Raw genomic sequence first — 17,450 nt, 5'->3', positions numbered from 1 at the left:
TGGTAACCCGTCACATGAATACCCTCCTGCACGACCATCGATTGCACCTCACTCGGCGCCGATTCTTCGGTCGCTCGGCGTCCGGTGTTGGCATCGCAGCACTGGCCTCGATACTGGGTGGCGATACGGGAATCGCTGCGGAACCAGCGATTGCGCCCACCTCGGAAATCCCACCGCCGACCGGGACCATGCGCGAGTATCATGTCCCGCCCAAAGCGAAGCGGGTCATTTACCTGTTTCAAAGCGGTGCACCATCGCAGCAAGAACTGTTTGACTACAAACCCGCGCTGCAGCAGCATGAGGGAAAGGATCTTCGCGACTACGTCGACATGAACCAACGCGTGACGGGCATGACAGCCGGCCAGAAGACGTTCCCGCTGGCCGGGACCCGCTATTCATTCGCAAAACATGGCGAATGTGGCATGGAACTCGGCAGTGAGCTCATACCGCACATCGCGACCCTTGCCGACGACATCTGCTTGATTCGATCGATGCATACCGAAGCGATCAATCATGATCCGGCGATGACGTTCTTTCAATCGGGTAACCAGCTTCCCGGGCGGCCGAGCCTGGGGTCGTGGCTGCACTATGGATTGGGAACGCTCAACAATAACCTGCCTACCTTCATCACGATGGTATCGCGGGGAACCGGACGCCCCAACTGCCAACCGCTTTACGATCGCTTGTGGGGCAGCGGTTTTTTGCCGTCCAACTACGCCGGTGTCAAATTGATGAGTGTCGGAGATCCGGTCCTCTATTTGAGCAATCCGGCGGGTTTCGATGGTACTGCGCGGCGCCGGATGCTCGACGATCTCGCCAGGCTCAATCAAGACAAACTCGACGAGTTTGCCGACCCGGAAATCAGTACGAGGATCAAACAATACGAACTCGCGTATCGGATGCAAACCTCAGTACCCGAGTTGACTGAGTTTTCGGACGAGCCCCAGCATGTGCTCGATAGTTATGGGCCCGACGTGATGAAACGTGGGACCTATGCCTACAACTGCCTGCTCGCCCGGCGGTTGGCCGAACGCGATGTGCGGTTCGTGCAACTGTTCCATATGGGCTGGGACCAACACATTACGTTGCCCAAGCAATTGCCTGGCCAGTGTCACGATACGGATCAACCAACGCGGGCGCTCATCAACGATTTGAAACAACGCGGCATGCTGGATGATACGCTCGTGGTCTGGGGCGGGGAGTTCGGGCGGACATCGTATTGCCAGGGGGCACTCAACGCCGAGACCTACGGCCGTGACCACCATCCTCGCTGCTTCTCCTTATGGATGACTGGTGCCGGGATCAAACGCGGATTGACGTACGGAGCAACCGACGAGGTCTGCTATAATATTACGGAGAATCCCGTGCACGTGCATGATTTGCACGCGACCATGTTGCACCTGCTCGGCATCGACCACGAGCGGTTGACCTATCGTTTTCAAGGTCGTGACTTCCGCTTGACGGATGTGCATGGCGACGTTGTCAACGATATTCTCGTGTAAGGTTCACGCAGCACGTCCGTGTTGCCCTACGATCTCGTTGGCAACCCTTCACGTTACGTCTCCCGCCAAAGGAGCCTTATTTCTTCCGCTTCTTCGCAGCAGGCTTCCCGATGTCGTTGTGGGCCGGGATGGGACTGTCGTAACCAGCATAGTCTTGGGGATGGATACCCCGGGCATGCGTCTGGTTGCCGAACGTGTTGGGATGGAAGGGGCCGACCAAGTCGACGTTCATGTCCGAGGTGATGTCGTCCTCCAGTCCGACGGCCCATAGGATGCCGTTGATGATCATGCGACGGTATCCGTCATTGGTCAAGTCCTCGGGGGTGCCGTAGAGTGACGTCAAGACACGGCCATCTTTTCCGGATTCACTGTGATAGGTCCGTGTCCACTCCGACGGCATCGGCGGCTGGGTTTTCGACGCGGGTGAGTCCGCTGTCATGCCGTCGAGCGGTTGGGCCATCGTCAAAATCTCACCATCGGTGGGTTCTCCCACATAGCCACCCGCTTGCACCCAGACATCCTTGACGCCTCGCAAAATCGGGTGGTCTTTCATCGCGTCGATGATCTCGATGCGGGTGCTCTGCACATGATTCTTTCCGTAATGGCCCACCCAGGTTTGACCGAGGACTTGGTGACCGAACCCGAGTTCGTAGCCATCGACTTTGGAGTCATAGGAGTACTTAGCGAATTCACTCGTCGCAGGGATGCGGAAGCCGTGCGTGGAGGTTCGCAAACCGACTACCGGGCCACCACGCTCGAGGTAGTCCTCAAAGTGCTTCATCTGCTCCCCAGGCAGGTTCTGAAAACGGAGAAACACGACGGCCAGATCGGCGGTCTCGAGTGCTTCCATACCCGGTATATTCGCGGGCATTCCAGCCACGATCTCACCCGTATCGGGATCAATGTCAAATAGCACCGTGCATTTGAATCCATAGCGTTTAGCCAGGATGCGGGCGAGTGCGGGCAACGATTCCTCGGATCGATACTCATGATCACCGGCGAGGAACACGATGTGTTTGCCGTGACCGACCCCCGAGGTGCCCTCATAGACGAGCGGTTTGTAGTCAGCGGAGACGCTGCCGATAAAGGCAAAACACGCGGCGACAGCAAGGAGAGCAATTCTCATAATGGTTTTGGTGGTGAGGGGAAGGCGAGCGGTTTCTTTGCAGAGGAGGTTTTGCGAGCTGCCGATGAAATCGACCTGGGTGACGCACGCGGCCCACGCAATGAGTCCGCTCACAAAATCCACTGCGATCGCAAAATCCACTGCGATCGCAACGGACATGATACTCGGGTGAAGAGGTCCTGTGCATCCAATCCCAATTCCCCCCCCTCACGCCCGGCGCCCCTCACGCCCGGCGGCCGGCGCCCGGCTCATGAGCCGGTGGGATCCGTGATCGCCCCAGCTAGGCGACTTTCTTGCCGCCAGGGGCGCGGAGATCGAAGAGGCCGAAGATTTCGTCACGGCTGAGTCCACCGGTTCGCGACAGTGGACTGTTGCTCGCCGGCGCGGTGATCCGCTCGTCATCGGCGTGTTGGGTGGCGAACAGGGCATCAAACATTTCACGCTTCTTATCGAGCACGGCCGCGATGCGTTGTTCGATGGTCCCCGCAGCCATCATCCGCGTGACCGTGACGCTGCCGGCGGCGCCGATGCGGTGCGCCCGATTGATCGCTTGATCCTCGATCGCGGGGTTCCACCAGCGGTCGAACAGAAACACGTAACGACAGAACTGCAGGTTCAAACCGACGCTGCCGGCCCCATAACTCATCAGAATGATCCGTGACTTGGGATCGTTCTTGAACTGGTCGATGACGGTTTCACGTTTCTTGTGCGGGATCTTGCCGTGATACTCGAGGGCGCCAAAACGCTCCATCGCGGGTCTCATTTTCTCGATCGTCTTCGTCCACTGGCTGAACAAGATCGCCTTGTGACCGCTGGCTGCGACTTCTTCCATGTCGGCTTCGAGCCGTTGCAGTTTCGCGCTCGCGCCGGTGACAGGATCGAAGTTGCAGATTTGTTTGAGCCGTAAAACGAGCTCAAAGACGTGCTGGATTGTCAGGGACTCTTCGAGCTCTTCCAAATGAATGATGCCGTCGGTTTCAGCGGATTCGTAGCGTGACCATTGCTCGGGCGTGAGGTCGATGTCAGCGTCACGAAACAGTTTCGGTGGCATATCTTCGAGCACCATGTCTTTGGTGCGGCGAAGAATATAGTCACTCGCGGCCCTGGCCATCTGCGGCAGCGGCATCCCGGCGGTCAAGTAACCGGGCGAGAGGAAGTCGAAGATGCCGACGAGATCGTCGGGCGAATTCTCAACAGGCGTGCCCGTCAGAGCCCACGATCGAGTGCGGGGGATCGCGCGAACGATTTCGCTGGTCGTGTTGTTGCTGTTCTTGATTCGCTGCGCCTCGTCGAGCACGACGAGGTCGAAGTGCAGTCCGCCTTCGAGAACGATCTCTTTATCGCGCATCAACAGTTCGTAGTTGGCGATCTTGACCGGGGCATTCGTCGCCCGCCACTGAAATTCCCGTTTGGCCGCGTTGCCTTCGATGGCCATCACGGGGATCTCGGGTGCCCAGACGCTGAACTCACGCAACCAATTGCTGACCAGTGGTTTCGGGCAGACCAGCAGGATGTTGCGCATTTCACCGCTGCATAGCAGCATCCGCATCGTGCTGATTGCCTGCATGGTTTTCCCGAGCCCCATCTCATCGGCGAGGACACAGGCGTACCGCGGGAAGAGAAACGCGATCCCATCGAGTTGATAAGGAAACGGCTCGAAAGGAAAATTCATTTGGCCACTACCGACGAGCAGATCCAGCGGTGGCTGGAGCAGGTAGTACAACCGATCTTGAAGTTTGACGATGTCGTTGGGTGGTTTGATCCGCGTGTGTTTGCCGGGCTTGCGTTTACGTGATTTTGCCTCGGGATCGGCAGCCGCGTCGGTGGCTCCAATCCGGCCCGCAACGGCGGATTTGTCTTGCGGCGGAGTGACGGGGATCCACGACGCGGCTTCGGGAAAGAGAAACCCGTTCGTCTTGGCTCGCAGCGGCGGCAACTTGATCGGCACCCTCGTCGTTTGCAGTGGCGGGCAAACGAGCGTCTGGGTGTGGACGACAAACCCACCGGATTGAAATATCTCGATATCGCCCGCCTGATCGTCGACGGTCAACGCCTCATCGCGATGCCCGCACCAACTCAGCGTCGTGTCGATTTCGCACGTCAGCCTGGGGCGGGCCAGCGACGGTTTTGCCGCACCCTCGGTGGACAATCCGGACGACTCCGGTGCGGGAGTGTCCCCAGGCGTCTTTTTAGCCGAAAACCACATTCAAGAAGCCCTCGCCATCTGGCTCTGGGCTTCCCGGATCGCTTCGGTGATGCGCTCGAATGGTTCCCAGGTGTCAACGATGTCGCTGAGATTGGCAGCGATTTGCTCCGCCGCTTCGACGAGCTCGGCGGCAACCCACAGCGTCGCATTTCCGAGCGTGACCCGGTCGTGTCCGGCCAGCCCCTGCCGATTGGCACGACTGGACGCCTCGTCATTTTCATCTTGAACGATCGCAACGATCGTCGATGCACTGCTCGCATGACCTGCCGCATTGGTTTTGGCGGGCAGATGCTCCTGCAGCGATATCGCTTCGGCCTGGGTACAGCACAATAGCGAGATCGGGGTACGACACTTCTGCAGCAGCGTGGGTCCAATGACCTCGCTGATCAGATGCTGAGGAAGTGTCGTGCCGAACAGGATTTCGTGAGCCCGCGAGGGACGAATCGGTAAGGTACACTGAAATTCGAGCGGCCTGCCTGTACCATTGAGTACAAGCAGCCCCCCTGTCCAGCCGGTGCGTTCGGACTGTACGGTCGTATAGTAGCCAATCGTGGTGGCCGCCGCGGCGTCCTTGCTTGATCCCATACCTGGTTGTCGTTCCCGTGGGGTGAGGGTGCGTCAGCGAGGTTCCCTCCTCGCTGCTCGTCAGCACCGACAAGATTTCTTGCCTCATCGGTACTATCAGGTCCATCGGCACCGATTTCGGTCAAACTTGAGCCTCGGATTGGAGTTTCGAGAAGTCCAGTGAAAATCGAGGAAATTGGGGGGTTTTCTCAGTTCAATCTTCGCCGGGCTGCGTATCCACTACTTTTCACTCAATCGTTAAGTTGGCGGCCCGCCTTAAACTCAGTCCGTGCGTCTGTAGCTGGTGCGGCAATCCCGGTAGAATCGCCCCGGGGAAACTGAATACGCGGACGAATTTGAAAGAACTACTTATGAATCGCTTGCCTGACTCGAATTCCAGCCCGAAGCCGCTCCCCTCCTCCAAGCGCGGCCGCCGATCGACGCCGAAGGATACCCAGGAGGAGATCAACCGGTTGCCGAGCGAGGCGATCGGCGAGGACGAGCTGCATCGCCCCCAACCGGCCGACGAGCCGATTTCGGGAGTCGATTCGCAGGATTTGTTCAAAATGATGCGGCACACGATCGACCGACTCGAAAAGGACGAAACGGCGCGGGGCGATATCAAGATCCTCTCCCGAACGCTGCGAGAACTGCGGTATGCGTTCCAGGTTTTTCGCCCCTATCGGCGGCGGCGGAAAGTCACCGTGTTCGGTTCGGCCCGCACCGCACCCGACCATCCGAGTTATCAAGCTGCCGTCGATCTCGGCCGCCGAATGGCTGCTCACGGCTGGATGATCATTACCGGCGCCGGGGGTGGTATCATGGAGGCCGGGCACCAGGGTGCCGGTCGGGATGCCTCGATGGGGCTGAACATCATGCTCCCCTTCGAACAGGGGGCCAATCAATACATCCTCAACGACCCAAAACTCGTGACGATGAAGTACTTCTTCACGCGTAAGCTAATGTTCGTCAAGGAATGCAGCGGTGTGGTGTGTTTGCCCGGTGGTTTCGGGACGCTCGATGAAGCCTGTGAAACGCTGACGCTCATCCAGACCGGCAAACAAACCATGATCCCACTCGTGCTGTTGGATCATCCCGAGGGCAGTTACTGGAGCGATGTCGGTGAGTTCTTCAAAAAACAACTTTTGGGCAACGGCATGATTAGCCCCAGTGACCAATCGCTGTACAAGGTGACCAACTCGGTCGACGAAGCCGTCGATGAGTTGCTGACGTTCTACAACGTGTATCATTCGATGCGGTATGTCCGCGATGAGCTGGTGCTCCGATTGCGAACCTCCCTGAGCGACGAGCACATGGAGCATCTGCAAACCGAATTTGCTGACATCCTCGTTTCGGGCAAATTCGAATTGCGCAAACCGCTCCCCGAAGAGTCCGGCGAAAAAGAACTCGCCGCCTTCCCTCGGTTGGTCTTCCGTTTCAATCGTCGCTCGCTCGGACGCCTGAGAATGTTGATCGATGATATCAATGGTCGTCATCCGTTGACCAGCAATACGACGATTTCCGCACGCTGATCACCATGAGTACAAATGTGAACGATCCCAGTTTGATATTGCCACTGCCGGCCCTCAGCGTACTCGATCTCGTCGGGAAAGACGCCGCGGCGATTCTGCACAATTTGACGACAAACGAAGTGAAGTCATTGCAGGTCAATGGACCAGGCGCCGAAACCTTCATCACGAACGTCAAAGGGAAATGCATTGGGCACGTGTTGGTGTTTCGCACCGATCAGGGGTACCGTTTGATCGGCGCGCCAGGTCAATCCGACGTCATCGCCGCTCAGATCGATCGCTATACCATTCGCGAAGAAGCCGAACCGCAAATCCTCGATGATCAAGTCCAGCCGTACCTCGTTGCCGGGCGACGAATTGCTGAGCCGCTAGCGTTTCAGGATCTTGGCGAGCCGGGCACCTGTCTGCCAAGCTATGGTGTGCCGTGGGTCGACACGCCGCAGGGCAGATGCGGGAGGTTGGTCCTCGCTGCGACCGCGGACGGCTGGTCGGCGGAGGACACCGCGGACCATTTACGACAGTCCACAGCCATCGAAAACGCTGATTTACTGCAACTGGTCAACGCTCAGGATGCGGCCGAGAAGTATCACGCCCTCCGCGTGACGGCGGGGTATCCGTGGTACGGAACCGATTTCAATGACTCGCATTTGCCTCAAGAAGTCAATCGCGAAACCGAAACTATTTCCTTCACCAAGGGTTGTTATCTCGGGCAAGAAACGATTGCCCGCTTGGACGCCCTCGGTCAAGTACAGAAAAAGCTGGTCCTGTGGTCCATCGCGGACCTCCCCTCCGGGACGCTTCCAGCGGTGGACACGAAGCTATTTGCGGGCGGCGAGAAGCCCGTCGGTCGCTTGACGAGCGTGGCCCACGAACTGCTTTGCGGCGAAGAGAGCACCCGCGTGCTGGCGTTGGGGTTTGCCCGTCGCAGTCATTTTGAGGCCGGTTGCGAAGCGACCGGCACGATCGCTGAAACACCGTTTTTCGCCAAAGTCGAGCGTGCATAATGTCAACGGACCTATCGCTCGAACAGTTTGCGGAGTTACTCGACGAAGTTCGTGGCGGAGACGAACAGGCGACCACCATTTTATGGGAACGCTACTTCCAACCGCTCGTGCGTTTGGCGGGTGCGCGACTACCGAAGAATCTTCGCCGCACCAGCGACGAAGAAGATATTGCCTTGTCTGCGTTCCATAGTTTCATCGCGGGTGTGCGACGCGATCAATTCCCGGATCTTGCCGGTCCCGACAATTTGTGGGGGTTGTTGATCACGTTGACCAGCCGCAAGGTACATGCTCACCTGCGTCGTCAAACCCGACAAAAACGGGGCGGTGGCAATGTGCGGGGCGAGTCCGTTTTCCTCGATTCCAAAGGAGAGCTCGCCGCCGGTGGGATGGAACAGATGGGCTCCCAAGGCCGAGGCGAGGATGCCATGCGACCGGATGTGCGGGCGGAGCTGGCCGAAGCCTGCGAACAGTTGCTCGACGACCTGCCCGATGCCCAACTCAGAGAAATTGCCGTAATGCGAATGGATGGTTATCTCGTCGACGAAATTGCAGACCGCTTGGAAATCAGTAAACGAGCCGTCGAACGACGTTTGCAATTGATCCGCAAAACGTGGTCCGAACAGCGTGAATCCGCAGAGGACAACGATGGAACTCGGTGACTTGCCCGCTCGCGAACTTGCGCGGCTCGATGCGATTTGTCTCGAGTTTGAATCTCGATTGCGCGATTCACTGCACGAAGGCGTTGACAGCGAACACGTGGTCGATGGGATCGATACCATCGTCGAAAATTATGGCGGCGAGCACAGGATGCTGCTACGCCGCGAGCTCGATGCGATTGTCCAGGAATTGCAGCGTGAGCAGCGCGACCGAGCGCTGATCAGCCATGCTGCCAAAGTGAACTTTAGCAAAAGCAAGAGCACGGTTCCGGCAGGCGCCGGCGATGAGCCCACTCATGCAGCCCTCACCCAGGTGCTCAACGAAAAACCAAGGTCCACCACGGAAGCGGTCGCGTTACCGACCCTGGGTGACCGAATTGGACCCTACTTCATCACCAGCGTGCTCGGCCGTGGCGGCATGGGGATCGTCTACCGTGCCACCGACACGCGATTGGACCGTAGTGTCGCGATCAAGATGCTATCGCTCCATGGCCGTGAATCGCAATCACTAATCGAACGATTCCAACGCGAAGCCAAAGCCGTTGCGGGTTTGACGCACCCGCATATCGTCGAATTGTTCGACATCGGTGTGTACGACGGAATGCCGTATGTTGTGATGGAACACTTGCGGGGCGAAACGCTGCTCGAACGGATGCGCCCGGACCGGATCGCGGACGATCCCGTTTCGACGGAGCAGGTCCGGAACTGGGGGATTCAACTCGCCGATGCACTCGTGACTGCGCACGCTCAAGGCGTGATCCACCGCGACATCAAACCTGAAAACGTGATGGTGATGGATCGTCCCCATCCTCAACGTTCAGGCAATGACAATGAACGCGTCAGTCAACGCGGTGCAACGGAAAGCGGTTCGAGCGTAAAACTATTTGATTTTGGCCTCTCCCGTGTCGGCTCCAGCCGCTTTCAGAGCGAAACGGAACAGACCGGCGATGGTTCGAGCGACCAGATCGCTGAACTGTTGTCCGATAGCGATTCGTCAACTCGCATCGGCATGATCTTGGGCACGCCGGGGTACATGGCCCCGGAACAGGCACGAGGTGGCGTCATCACGCCAGCAGCGGACATCTTTTCGCTTGGCTGCGTGCTCTTTGAAGCCATGTTCTCCCGGGCTGCGTTCTCCGGTGCAACGGCGACGCAACGGTTTGCGGCGGTACTGGAGAAGCAGCCGCTTGCAGACCCCGCCCGCCGCCGCGAAGATGCCGTCCTATCGGAACTGATCCTCGCCATGCTGGACAAGGAACCGCTCTCGCGACCGGTCGCGGCCGACGTGCTGGCGAGATTGCAACGCGACTTGCCCGGTGCCGGTTCCTCCGATGCAGCGGCGCGAGATCCTGTTGCCATTAGTCGCCGGCGGTTGATCGAAATGGTCGGCGGCGCCGTGGTCGGCGGGGCGATCGGGGCCGCACTTCTGCCAAAGACGCGGGGCAGCGAATTGGGCTCGATTCGATCGCTCGGAGTGCTCCGCTTTGAATCGACCGGTGCGAGCGCCGAGGTCAATGACGACCGCCCCGCCGCTGATCGGCAAATCGATCAATCCGACTTGCTCTCGGGACTGATTGCCAACGAACTCTCGCGGCTCGAAGGCATCACGGTGCCCAAATACGATTCCTTGACGGCGGCGAAACCTCAAGATTTTCGCGAGATGGCCAAACGGCTCGAAGTCGACGCACTGGTTTCCGGAACGTTCGCACTGGCCACGCCCGATGCTTCGGAGCAGGGACAAGATCCCGCACGACAAAAAATGACCGTGAACGTGGACATCGTTTCTGGCACGACCGGAAAACTACTCGAGGGTTTTGTGCTGTCGACCGCAGCCGGTGATAACTTGATCGAGCAATCCGCCCTCGCTCAGAAAATTGCGGATGCGATCGGTCGCGAACTCGCCCAGAGCAGTGAACATCCACACCGAAAGAAAGCGGAGGCGTTTAGCTGTCTCATCAAAGGTCGAACATTGTCCAACCCGGATACGGTCAAAGCGATGGAGACGGCGTTGGCGTGCTTCGAACACGCCGCCACCGTCGACGATAGCTACGCCGATGCCCACGCGGGGATCGCGTTGACGGCGATCAGCTTGGCCGCTCGCGTCGATGACCAGCGTGCCACCGAGCTGATCGCACTGAGCCAAGAGGCGACCGCTCGGGCGCTGTCGCTGGCACCGAATAATCGAGATGCCCTCTTGGCCCAGGCGATGCTGGACTATCAAATCCTTGCCGATTTCGACCACGCGGCGAGAACCCTCAGTGCCCTCACGCCAGCGAGTTCCAACCACTGGCAAATCCATCATCAAGCCGCTTGGCTGAGTCTGATTCGGTCTGAGGAATTCAGAGCGTTGCAATTCATGCGGTGGGCGGTCGGACGGCATCCGACCTCCTGGTTCTTAAAAACCGAACTGGCACGCGCCGAGTGGTTTCGTGGGAATAACGATCGAGCAATCCAATCCGCAACCGGTTTGTTGGGTGGAAAAACGGTCACCAGCGAGGACGAACACTTTCCTCGCGGTTTGTTGATCGATATGCACGAGCAATCGGGGAATCTCGCCGAGGCCGCGAAACTGGACCCCAGTTTGAAGTGGAAACCAACCCAGAATGCGGCGGAATACTATTCCGCCCGCCAGCAACGGATCGGTGAACTGCCTTACGGTCCCTTTGGCCCGACCATCAACGCTGCCATTCTGCAGCTGCGCCACCCTGATCTCGTGAGTGACGAAACGTCCGAACAATTGCTCGCGCGGCTGATCGCAGCCCAATTGCCCATGCTGCCACTGGTGATCTGCAAACACCCCGCAGCAAAGCCGCTGAGGCAACTCGAACAAGCCATCGAGACCTATAGCGTTCTGCGTTTCGTCTAGCAGGCTGTTGATTGAGAGGCATGCCGTGAGGCATCGGGTAACACGAGCCACCCGGCCGGCTCACGCGCCTCGGCTCACAAAATCAACACGCCGCTAGCTCATCAAGACTAGCTGACTTGCACGCCGGTGCTTAGAACGTCTCAGGATAGATGACCAATTCAATCCGCCGGTTGGATGCCCGGCCTGTGGGACTGGCATTGTCGCCACGCGGATTGTTCGCGCCTTGCGAGACGATAAATAACTGATCGGCCGGCAACCCACTGCGCCGCGTTAGCATCTCGAGCACCGCAGAGGTCTGAGCGGAGGTGAGTTGATGCGGGCTGCCTGCGGCGCCGCCGTACATGGGCGAATTGTCGGTGTACCCCTCGATCCCAATGCGTTGCCGCGGGAAGATCGATCGCAACTGGGCCGCGACCGGATCGAGGACAGCACTGGATTGGGGTTGTAGCTGGGCGGTGCCGGGAGCAAACAATTGGTCCGATGGCACAATGATTCGAATGACCTCACCATCCGGCTGGACCTGCAAATTGCCCAACTGAAGTCGGCCAGCGAGCTGTGTCAAATTCGTATTGGCACGGATCGTGGCACCACCACGAAGTTGGGCAGACGCTTGGAAATTGCGCGCCGAGCTCTGGGCATTGCTCGCCGCGATCCTGGCCGCCTCGTATTGCTGGGCGGTATCGGCAAGCTGATTTCGGACGAGCTTCAACTCGTCTCGGTAGACCTGGGCCTGCTGTTCACTCTGGGCCAACTGTGTCGTTAACTGCCGATTGTTGTCGTCGAGTAAATGGACGCGTCGATTCAATTCAGCGACTTGCGACTGCACCGCCGTCAACTCGCTACCAGGGGGCGGCGCTTGCCAAACCGAGGCCCCACCCCCAGTGGCCAAATAGGGGTTTTGACTGCATCCCACGATCATCGAGAACGCCATCGCAGAGACACCGAGCGCGACGAGACCCACCATCGAACGATGCACGCGAGGTGACCGCTCGATCATCGGGAGTATCGTAGTGCGCGGATGATTCAAACGCATGACTGCGAGCCGGCTGGAAAGGAAAAACTCGAACACAAACGGACTTTAGACAAAATTTGGATTTCGTCACAATAGCGATCTGTCCCGCTCATTGACTGAGCACGTGCCGACACACCAGAGAATCAAACGAATACTGCGTTATGCCGGAAAACGATGGTGGTCACATAGGGATCCACTCCCATGACCGCTATGCCGCCCTGCTCCTTCGCTCGCCCACCGCATCCGCACGTGGGAACTCGATCGAACGAATCTCGTCGGCCTGCTCCAAGAACCGCTCGCGACGGCGTACGACCAGCCAACTCACCGACCATCCGGCGGCCACCCCTAGCGTCGTCGCCAGCGTGACTTTTGCCAGTGGTGAAACATCCGGCAACGCGAACTTGGCCGCGATATGGGCCAAGCTGACCAAGGGATGATGCAACAGATAAATCAAGAACGAGCCGGCCGCTAACGACGACAGCACAGGCCCGAGCGGACGCACGCGAGTCGATGCCAGCCCGATCAGTGCAAACGTCATCAGGGTCGCCGCAGCGACAGTCAACAGCGCGAGGCAGCCACGAACCCACACGCCTCCAATCGGAAACCCAGCAGTCTGCGTAGCCGAGACGCTCATCGCGGACGAATCTGCCCAGCCGCCAGACAACCAAACCTGAGAATCACCGGCCGCGTTCAACCACCAAATCCCCATGCTCACTGCCGCCCCACTCAACAACACTCCAGGGCCGAGCAATCGTTGGCCGCTCGCGGCGATCCGAACCAACCGCGGATCGAGTTGAAACCAAAACACGCCCGCAGCGAAAAACGCGCCGCTGTACACCCACTTCGACAAGACTGGCAAAAACGAGTGCTGGAATCCCCACACCACCTCGGGACGCATCGCTAACGAGATGACCGCCGCGACAAACATGACCGGCAAACCATAGCGAACGATCGTGCGCCCCGAACAACTGCGGAGCCGCGGCCACGCGGCCGCCAAAACGACGGTGTAGGTAATCAAGTACTGCAAAAACCAAAGATGGCTCAGGCCCCACAAATTGCGATCGATTCCCGCTTCAAACTTGATTCGACGGATGCTGTGTAGCGAAACCATCCCCTCGGCGAGCCATCCCAGCATCCAGATGTAGAATTCGATCGGCAATAGAAATATCATCGCCAACATCAATGGCCGGCCCAACCGCCGGAGCCGAGTCATCGCTACCGGCCAACCACCGCATACCGAGATGCTGCGGGCGGCAAAGAATCCTGCGATCACCAAAAAAATCGGCATGACCACAAGCTCAATGGCCCAGAACAGGACGGTGACCGCGCCACTGGTGGTGTCCTGAACACTCCAGCTCAACCCCGCCATCGATGGCCGAGCATATGGCACACAAGCGTGCAACAGCACCACCGCGACCGCTGCCAAGCCGCGGAGCGCATCAATCCCCGCAAAATGTTGAGCCGAGATCCTTGGCGACCGACCCCTCCGCCCGTCCGATACGGGAATTGTCGACCGCGCGCTCCGCCGGTCCGATGCATCCACCCCCCCCATCTCCCGCGACATGAGAGGGTCTCGAATCGAAGCAGTAGGAGGCATATCCGTTGCCAAACTGGAGTCACGCGTGCACGAAATCTGGAACAGGCCGCGAACGCCAAAATGGCTGTCGTTTCGGAAAACTGAAAAGTCCGCTGCACTAATGTTTGTGGGGCAATTCGGATGCCGGTCTCAAAGAGACCAACTACAAGCCACCGCTCGCCAGATGTTCTACACCATGCATCCCCGCGAGAACCAGAGCGAAACGAGGCCGCCGGCTCGGGACGATGGCCGCAGCTACCGCCGATCCAACCCCTGCATTTGCTGCCGAAAATCGTACTGCAGATCCGGGTGTAGCTTCTCGAGCGCTTTCTCGATCTTCTTGAGCTGGGCGAAATACATGTTTTCGCTCACCCGGCAGCGGCCCCAATGCAAATCACGATCGGTCACCTCGCGGCAGAAGTGAATCCGGATTTGAAGCTCCGTTTCTTTGTCGCCTGAAAAACGGATGCACTTATCCATGGTGCGGATAATCTTCCGCAGCGTCTTCTTGTGGACCAACCGATGGGCAGGCAATTGCTCGTCGATCTCAGCGCAAACCTCATCGACATAACCCGCTTCGTCGCCGGACTGCAACAGCAAATAGGTCAACAACGCTTTGTTGTCGACCTTGAACTTGGCCAATCGCAAACACGCATCGAGCAATTCTTCACGCGGCAACGGGGCGAGTGCCCGTTTGAGTTCGCTGATCGATGCTGGTTTCATCGGGTGACTATTTCAGCTCGCCCGCTTCGGTGATCTTAATCAGACTGCGGGGACGACCGGAGTTCGTGCCTTGGGCTTCGATCTTCTTCACCACATCCATGCCCTCGATCACACGTCCAAAGACAACATGCATGCCATTGAGATGGGGGGTCGGTACTGTCGTGATGAAGAACTGTGATCCGTTCGTATTCGGTCCCGCGTTGGCCATGCTGAGCAAGCCGGGCGTGGAATGCTTGAGCTTGAAATTCTCATCGGGGAAGGTGCGACCATAGATGCTTTCGCCGCCCGTTCCGTTGCCGGCGGTAAAGTCGCCGCCCTGCAGCATGAAACCTGGGATCACTCGGTGAAACGCGCTGCCTTCATAATCGAGCGGCACTCCCGACTTACCTTCGCCCTTTTCGCCGGTGCACAACGCGCGAAAGTTTTCGGCCGTTTTAGGCGCGTCTTTGCCGAACAAGCCCATGACGACCCGCCCCGCAGGTTCGCCGCCGATGGAAACGTCGAAGTATACCTTGTTGGTCACCTCGGCCTTGGTGGCATCAGATGCCTGGGCCGTGGGTGCCTGGGCCGAGCAAAACGAGGATGCGGATGCGAACAGCGCGACCAGCATGAACGTGAAATTACGGTAAACCATCTTAGGACATATCTCCGGAGGGGTGCAATCAGCAGTCCCAACACTGGGACTGCTCTATCGTATCATCTCCCTATTTACCAGATCATCCACGTTGCTTCCAACCCAACTAGGTTTTCACCGAAACAGTACGGAGCTGCAGCTCGTTGAGCTGGGCTGCATCCACCTCGCCCGGTGCCTGAGTCATCAAGTCGGCGGCCTTCTGCGTTTTCGGGAACGCGATCACTTCGCGAATGTTGTCCAGTCCCGCGAACAACATCACCCAGCGATCGACTCCCAAGGCGATGCCGCCGTGCGGCGGAGCACCGAACCGGAGTGCGTCGAGCAAGAAACCGAAGCGGTCTTGGGCCGTCTCTTCGTCCATGCCGAGCAACTCGAAAACCTGCGATTGAATTTCACTGTCGTGGATTCGGATCGTGCCCCCGCCCGCCTCGCTACCGTTGATCACGAGATCGTAGGCTTGGGCACGGCATTTCTCAGGCGATTCCTTCAAATGCGGGAGGTCTTCGGCCAACGGCGCCGTGAAGGGGTGGTGCATCGCAACATAGCGACCGCTCTCTTCATCTCGCTCGAACATCGGGAACTCTGTTACCCAACTGCAATTCAAGTCACCGGGCGAGTACAGCTTGAGTTCCGCGGCAAGTCGCTTGCGAAGCCCCGACAAACCCTTGCAGGTGACTTCCCAAGAGTCCGCCAAGAACATCAGCAAATCGCCAGGTTCGCCACCCATCAAATCACGAATTTCCGCCAGGTGCTCAGGCGTGAAATTCTTGGCGATCGGGCTCCACAAGGTTTGGTCGTCTTCGACACGGAACCAGGCCAACCCCTTGGCACCGAAATCCTGTTGCACATATCCGGTCAACTCGTCGATTTGACGCCGCGAATACAACGTGGCCGCACCGGGGACGCGAATGCCGCGAACGAACTTGCCCGCATCAGCGGTGCCGCGGAACACGCGAAACTCCGTCTTTGCCGCTACCGAAGTGACGTCGACAATCTCCAAACCGAATCGCAAATCGGGTGCGTCGCTGCCGAACCGCCGCATCGCTTCCTCGTACGTCAGCCGTGGCAGCGGAAGTGTGATGTCTTTGCCCAGCACCTGTTTCGCCGTTCTGGCAACCAAGCCGTCGATCAACCCAATAATATCATCGGCGTCGACGAACGACATTTCCATGTCGAGCTGCGTGAACTCAGGCTGGCGGTCGGCTCGTAAATCTTCGTCGCGGAAACACTTGGCGACTTGCACATAGCGATCGAACCCGGCCACCATCAAAATCTGCTTGTACAACTGGGGCGATTGCGGCAACGCATAAAAACTGCCCGGGTGCACTCGGCTGGGGACGAGATAATCGCGTGCTCCCTCGGGCGTGCTGCGTCCCAAAATCGGGGTTTCCACATCGATGAAGTCGTGCTCGGCAAAGTAATCCCGCATGCACTTGATGATCTCGCTGCGGCGGATCAATCCCGCCTGCATCTCTTTGCGGCGGAGGTCGAGATAACGATACTTCAGCCGCAAATCCTCGCCGGGCAATACCGATTGCCCCGGCGTGAAGGGCGGCGTCTGCGAAATCGACAGAATCTCGAAATGCTCGGTGCGAACTTCAATTTCACCCGTCTCGAGTTTCGTATTGATTTTCCCTTCAAGCCGATCGGCCACCTGACCCCGGATCAGTACGACGGACTCGTTGGGAACGTGGCCCGCTGCATCGATCATGGCCTCGCCCGCTTCGGGAGGACCAATGACGACCTGCGTCAGACCGTAACGATCTCGCAAATCGATGAAAACGGCGCCGCCGTGATCGCGTTTGCTCTCGACCCAGCCGCAGAGGGTGACAGGCGAACCGACATCGGATTTGCGGAGTTGGCCGCAGGTATGGGTACGAAGCACGACGAGGAAACCGAAAAAACAGAGGGAAATTGAACCAGAAATCAACGCGTAGAATAAACGCTAACCATAAATCCGCAAGCGCCACACCGGCGAGCTCAGAGTACCCGCTGGCGTTTATGAGAAAAGGGCAGTCAACTTGGCCACCAAACACACCCATGACACGAACG

At 58.3% G+C, this 17,450-nt stretch carries 13 protein-coding genes; 5 read left to right on the top strand and 8 right to left on the bottom strand.

The window, feature by feature from the left end; translation table 11 throughout:
- Positions 1-14 precede the first annotated feature (14 nt).
- Positions 15-1,502 carry a DUF1501 domain-containing protein gene (locus tag SH410x_RS29670; RefSeq protein WP_473673400.1) on the top strand — a complete coding sequence of 496 codons (1,488 nt, stop codon included), beginning with the start codon at positions 15-17 and terminating at the stop codon, positions 1,500-1,502.
- A 76-nt stretch (positions 1,503-1,578) separates the two neighbouring features.
- Here the strand turns inward: SH410x_RS29670 and SH410x_RS29665 are convergent, their stop codons facing one another.
- From SH410x_RS29665 to SH410x_RS29655, 3 genes are all read right to left on the bottom strand, one after another.
- Complete coding sequence (locus SH410x_RS29665; RefSeq protein WP_473673398.1) at positions 1,579-2,628, bottom strand: ThuA domain-containing protein; 1,050 nt, start codon at positions 2,626-2,628, stop codon at positions 1,579-1,581.
- Between the two features lie 280 nt (positions 2,629-2,908).
- Positions 2,909-4,834 carry a DEAD/DEAH box helicase gene (locus SH410x_RS29660; protein WP_473673396.1) on the bottom strand — a complete coding sequence of 642 codons (1,926 nt, stop codon included), beginning with the start codon at positions 4,832-4,834 and terminating at the stop codon, positions 2,909-2,911.
- A complete protein-coding gene (locus SH410x_RS29655; protein WP_473673394.1) occupies positions 4,835-5,419 on the bottom strand; it encodes a hypothetical protein in 585 nt (194 codons plus the stop codon).
- Positions 5,420-5,769: 350 nt separating this feature from the next.
- Between SH410x_RS29655 and SH410x_RS29650 the strand changes: the two genes are divergently transcribed.
- Genes SH410x_RS29650 through SH410x_RS29635 form a run of 4 tightly spaced genes read left to right on the top strand, consistent with a single transcriptional unit; the run spans position 5,770 to position 11,453 of the window.
- The gene (locus SH410x_RS29650; RefSeq protein WP_473673392.1) at positions 5,770-6,930 is read left to right on the top strand and encodes an LOG family protein; all 1,161 of its coding nucleotides are present in this window, start codon (positions 5,770-5,772) and stop codon (positions 6,928-6,930) included.
- A 5-nt stretch (positions 6,931-6,935) separates the two neighbouring features.
- Entirely contained in the window at positions 6,936-7,931 is a 996-nt protein-coding gene (ygfZ, locus tag SH410x_RS29645) for a CAF17-like 4Fe-4S cluster assembly/insertion protein YgfZ (protein ID WP_473673390.1), read from the top strand.
- Complete coding sequence (locus tag SH410x_RS29640; protein ID WP_473673388.1) at positions 7,931-8,590, top strand: ECF-type sigma factor; 660 nt, start codon at positions 7,931-7,933, stop codon at positions 8,588-8,590. The genes ygfZ and SH410x_RS29640 overlap by 1 nt, the downstream gene beginning before the upstream one ends.
- A complete protein-coding gene (locus SH410x_RS29635; protein WP_473673386.1) occupies positions 8,577-11,453 on the top strand; it encodes a protein kinase domain-containing protein in 2,877 nt (958 codons plus the stop codon). Before SH410x_RS29640 ends, SH410x_RS29635 begins: the two co-directional genes overlap by 14 nt.
- A gap of 130 nt (positions 11,454-11,583) precedes the next feature.
- On the opposite strand, the gene SH410x_RS29630 is transcribed toward SH410x_RS29635, so the two are convergent.
- From SH410x_RS29630 to aspS, 5 genes are all read right to left on the bottom strand, one after another.
- A complete protein-coding gene (locus SH410x_RS29630; protein WP_473677437.1) occupies positions 11,584-12,417 on the bottom strand; it encodes an OmpA/MotB family protein in 834 nt (277 codons plus the stop codon).
- A gap of 256 nt (positions 12,418-12,673) precedes the next feature.
- Entirely contained in the window at positions 12,674-13,909 is a 1,236-nt protein-coding gene (locus SH410x_RS29625; RefSeq protein WP_473677436.1) for an acyltransferase family protein, read from the bottom strand.
- 387 nt (positions 13,910-14,296) lie between these two features.
- Positions 14,297-14,764: a hypothetical protein gene (locus SH410x_RS29620; protein WP_473673384.1), complete on the bottom strand. Its 468-nt coding sequence runs from the start codon at positions 14,762-14,764 to the stop codon at positions 14,297-14,299.
- A 7-nt stretch (positions 14,765-14,771) separates the two neighbouring features.
- Positions 14,772-15,398 carry a peptidylprolyl isomerase gene (locus SH410x_RS29615; protein WP_473673382.1) on the bottom strand — a complete coding sequence of 209 codons (627 nt, stop codon included), beginning with the start codon at positions 15,396-15,398 and terminating at the stop codon, positions 14,772-14,774.
- A gap of 106 nt (positions 15,399-15,504) precedes the next feature.
- Entirely contained in the window at positions 15,505-17,283 is a 1,779-nt protein-coding gene (aspS, locus tag SH410x_RS29610; RefSeq protein ID WP_473673380.1) for an aspartate--tRNA ligase, read from the bottom strand.
- Positions 17,284-17,450 lie beyond the last annotated feature (167 nt).

The organism is Rhodopirellula sp. SH410, assembly GCF_055811895.1.
This window is presented reverse-complemented; position numbering and strand designations above follow the sequence as displayed.

Coding starts and splice junctions, on each gene's coding strand:
- SH410x_RS29615 (WP_473673382.1), bottom strand. CDS start 15,398: ATGGTTTACCGTAATTTCACGTTCATGCTGGTCGCGCTGTTCGCATCC.
- SH410x_RS29665 (WP_473673398.1), bottom strand. CDS start 2,628: ATGAGAATTGCTCTCCTTGCTGTCGCCGCGTGTTTTGCCTTTATCGGC.
- ygfZ (WP_473673390.1), top strand. CDS start 6,936: ATGAGTACAAATGTGAACGATCCCAGTTTGATATTGCCACTGCCGGCC.
- SH410x_RS29670 (WP_473673400.1), top strand. CDS start 15: ATGAATACCCTCCTGCACGACCATCGATTGCACCTCACTCGGCGCCGA.
- SH410x_RS29620 (WP_473673384.1), bottom strand. CDS start 14,764: ATGAAACCAGCATCGATCAGCGAACTCAAACGGGCACTCGCCCCGTTG.
- SH410x_RS29640 (WP_473673388.1), top strand. CDS start 7,931: ATGTCAACGGACCTATCGCTCGAACAGTTTGCGGAGTTACTCGACGAA.
- SH410x_RS29635 (WP_473673386.1), top strand. CDS start 8,577: ATGGAACTCGGTGACTTGCCCGCTCGCGAACTTGCGCGGCTCGATGCG.
- SH410x_RS29630 (WP_473677437.1), bottom strand. CDS start 12,417: ATGGTGGGTCTCGTCGCGCTCGGTGTCTCTGCGATGGCGTTCTCGATG.
- SH410x_RS29660 (WP_473673396.1), bottom strand. CDS start 4,834: ATGTGGTTTTCGGCTAAAAAGACGCCTGGGGACACTCCCGCACCGGAG.
- SH410x_RS29650 (WP_473673392.1), top strand. CDS start 5,770: ATGAATCGCTTGCCTGACTCGAATTCCAGCCCGAAGCCGCTCCCCTCC.
- SH410x_RS29655 (WP_473673394.1), bottom strand. CDS start 5,419: ATGGGATCAAGCAAGGACGCCGCGGCGGCCACCACGATTGGCTACTAT.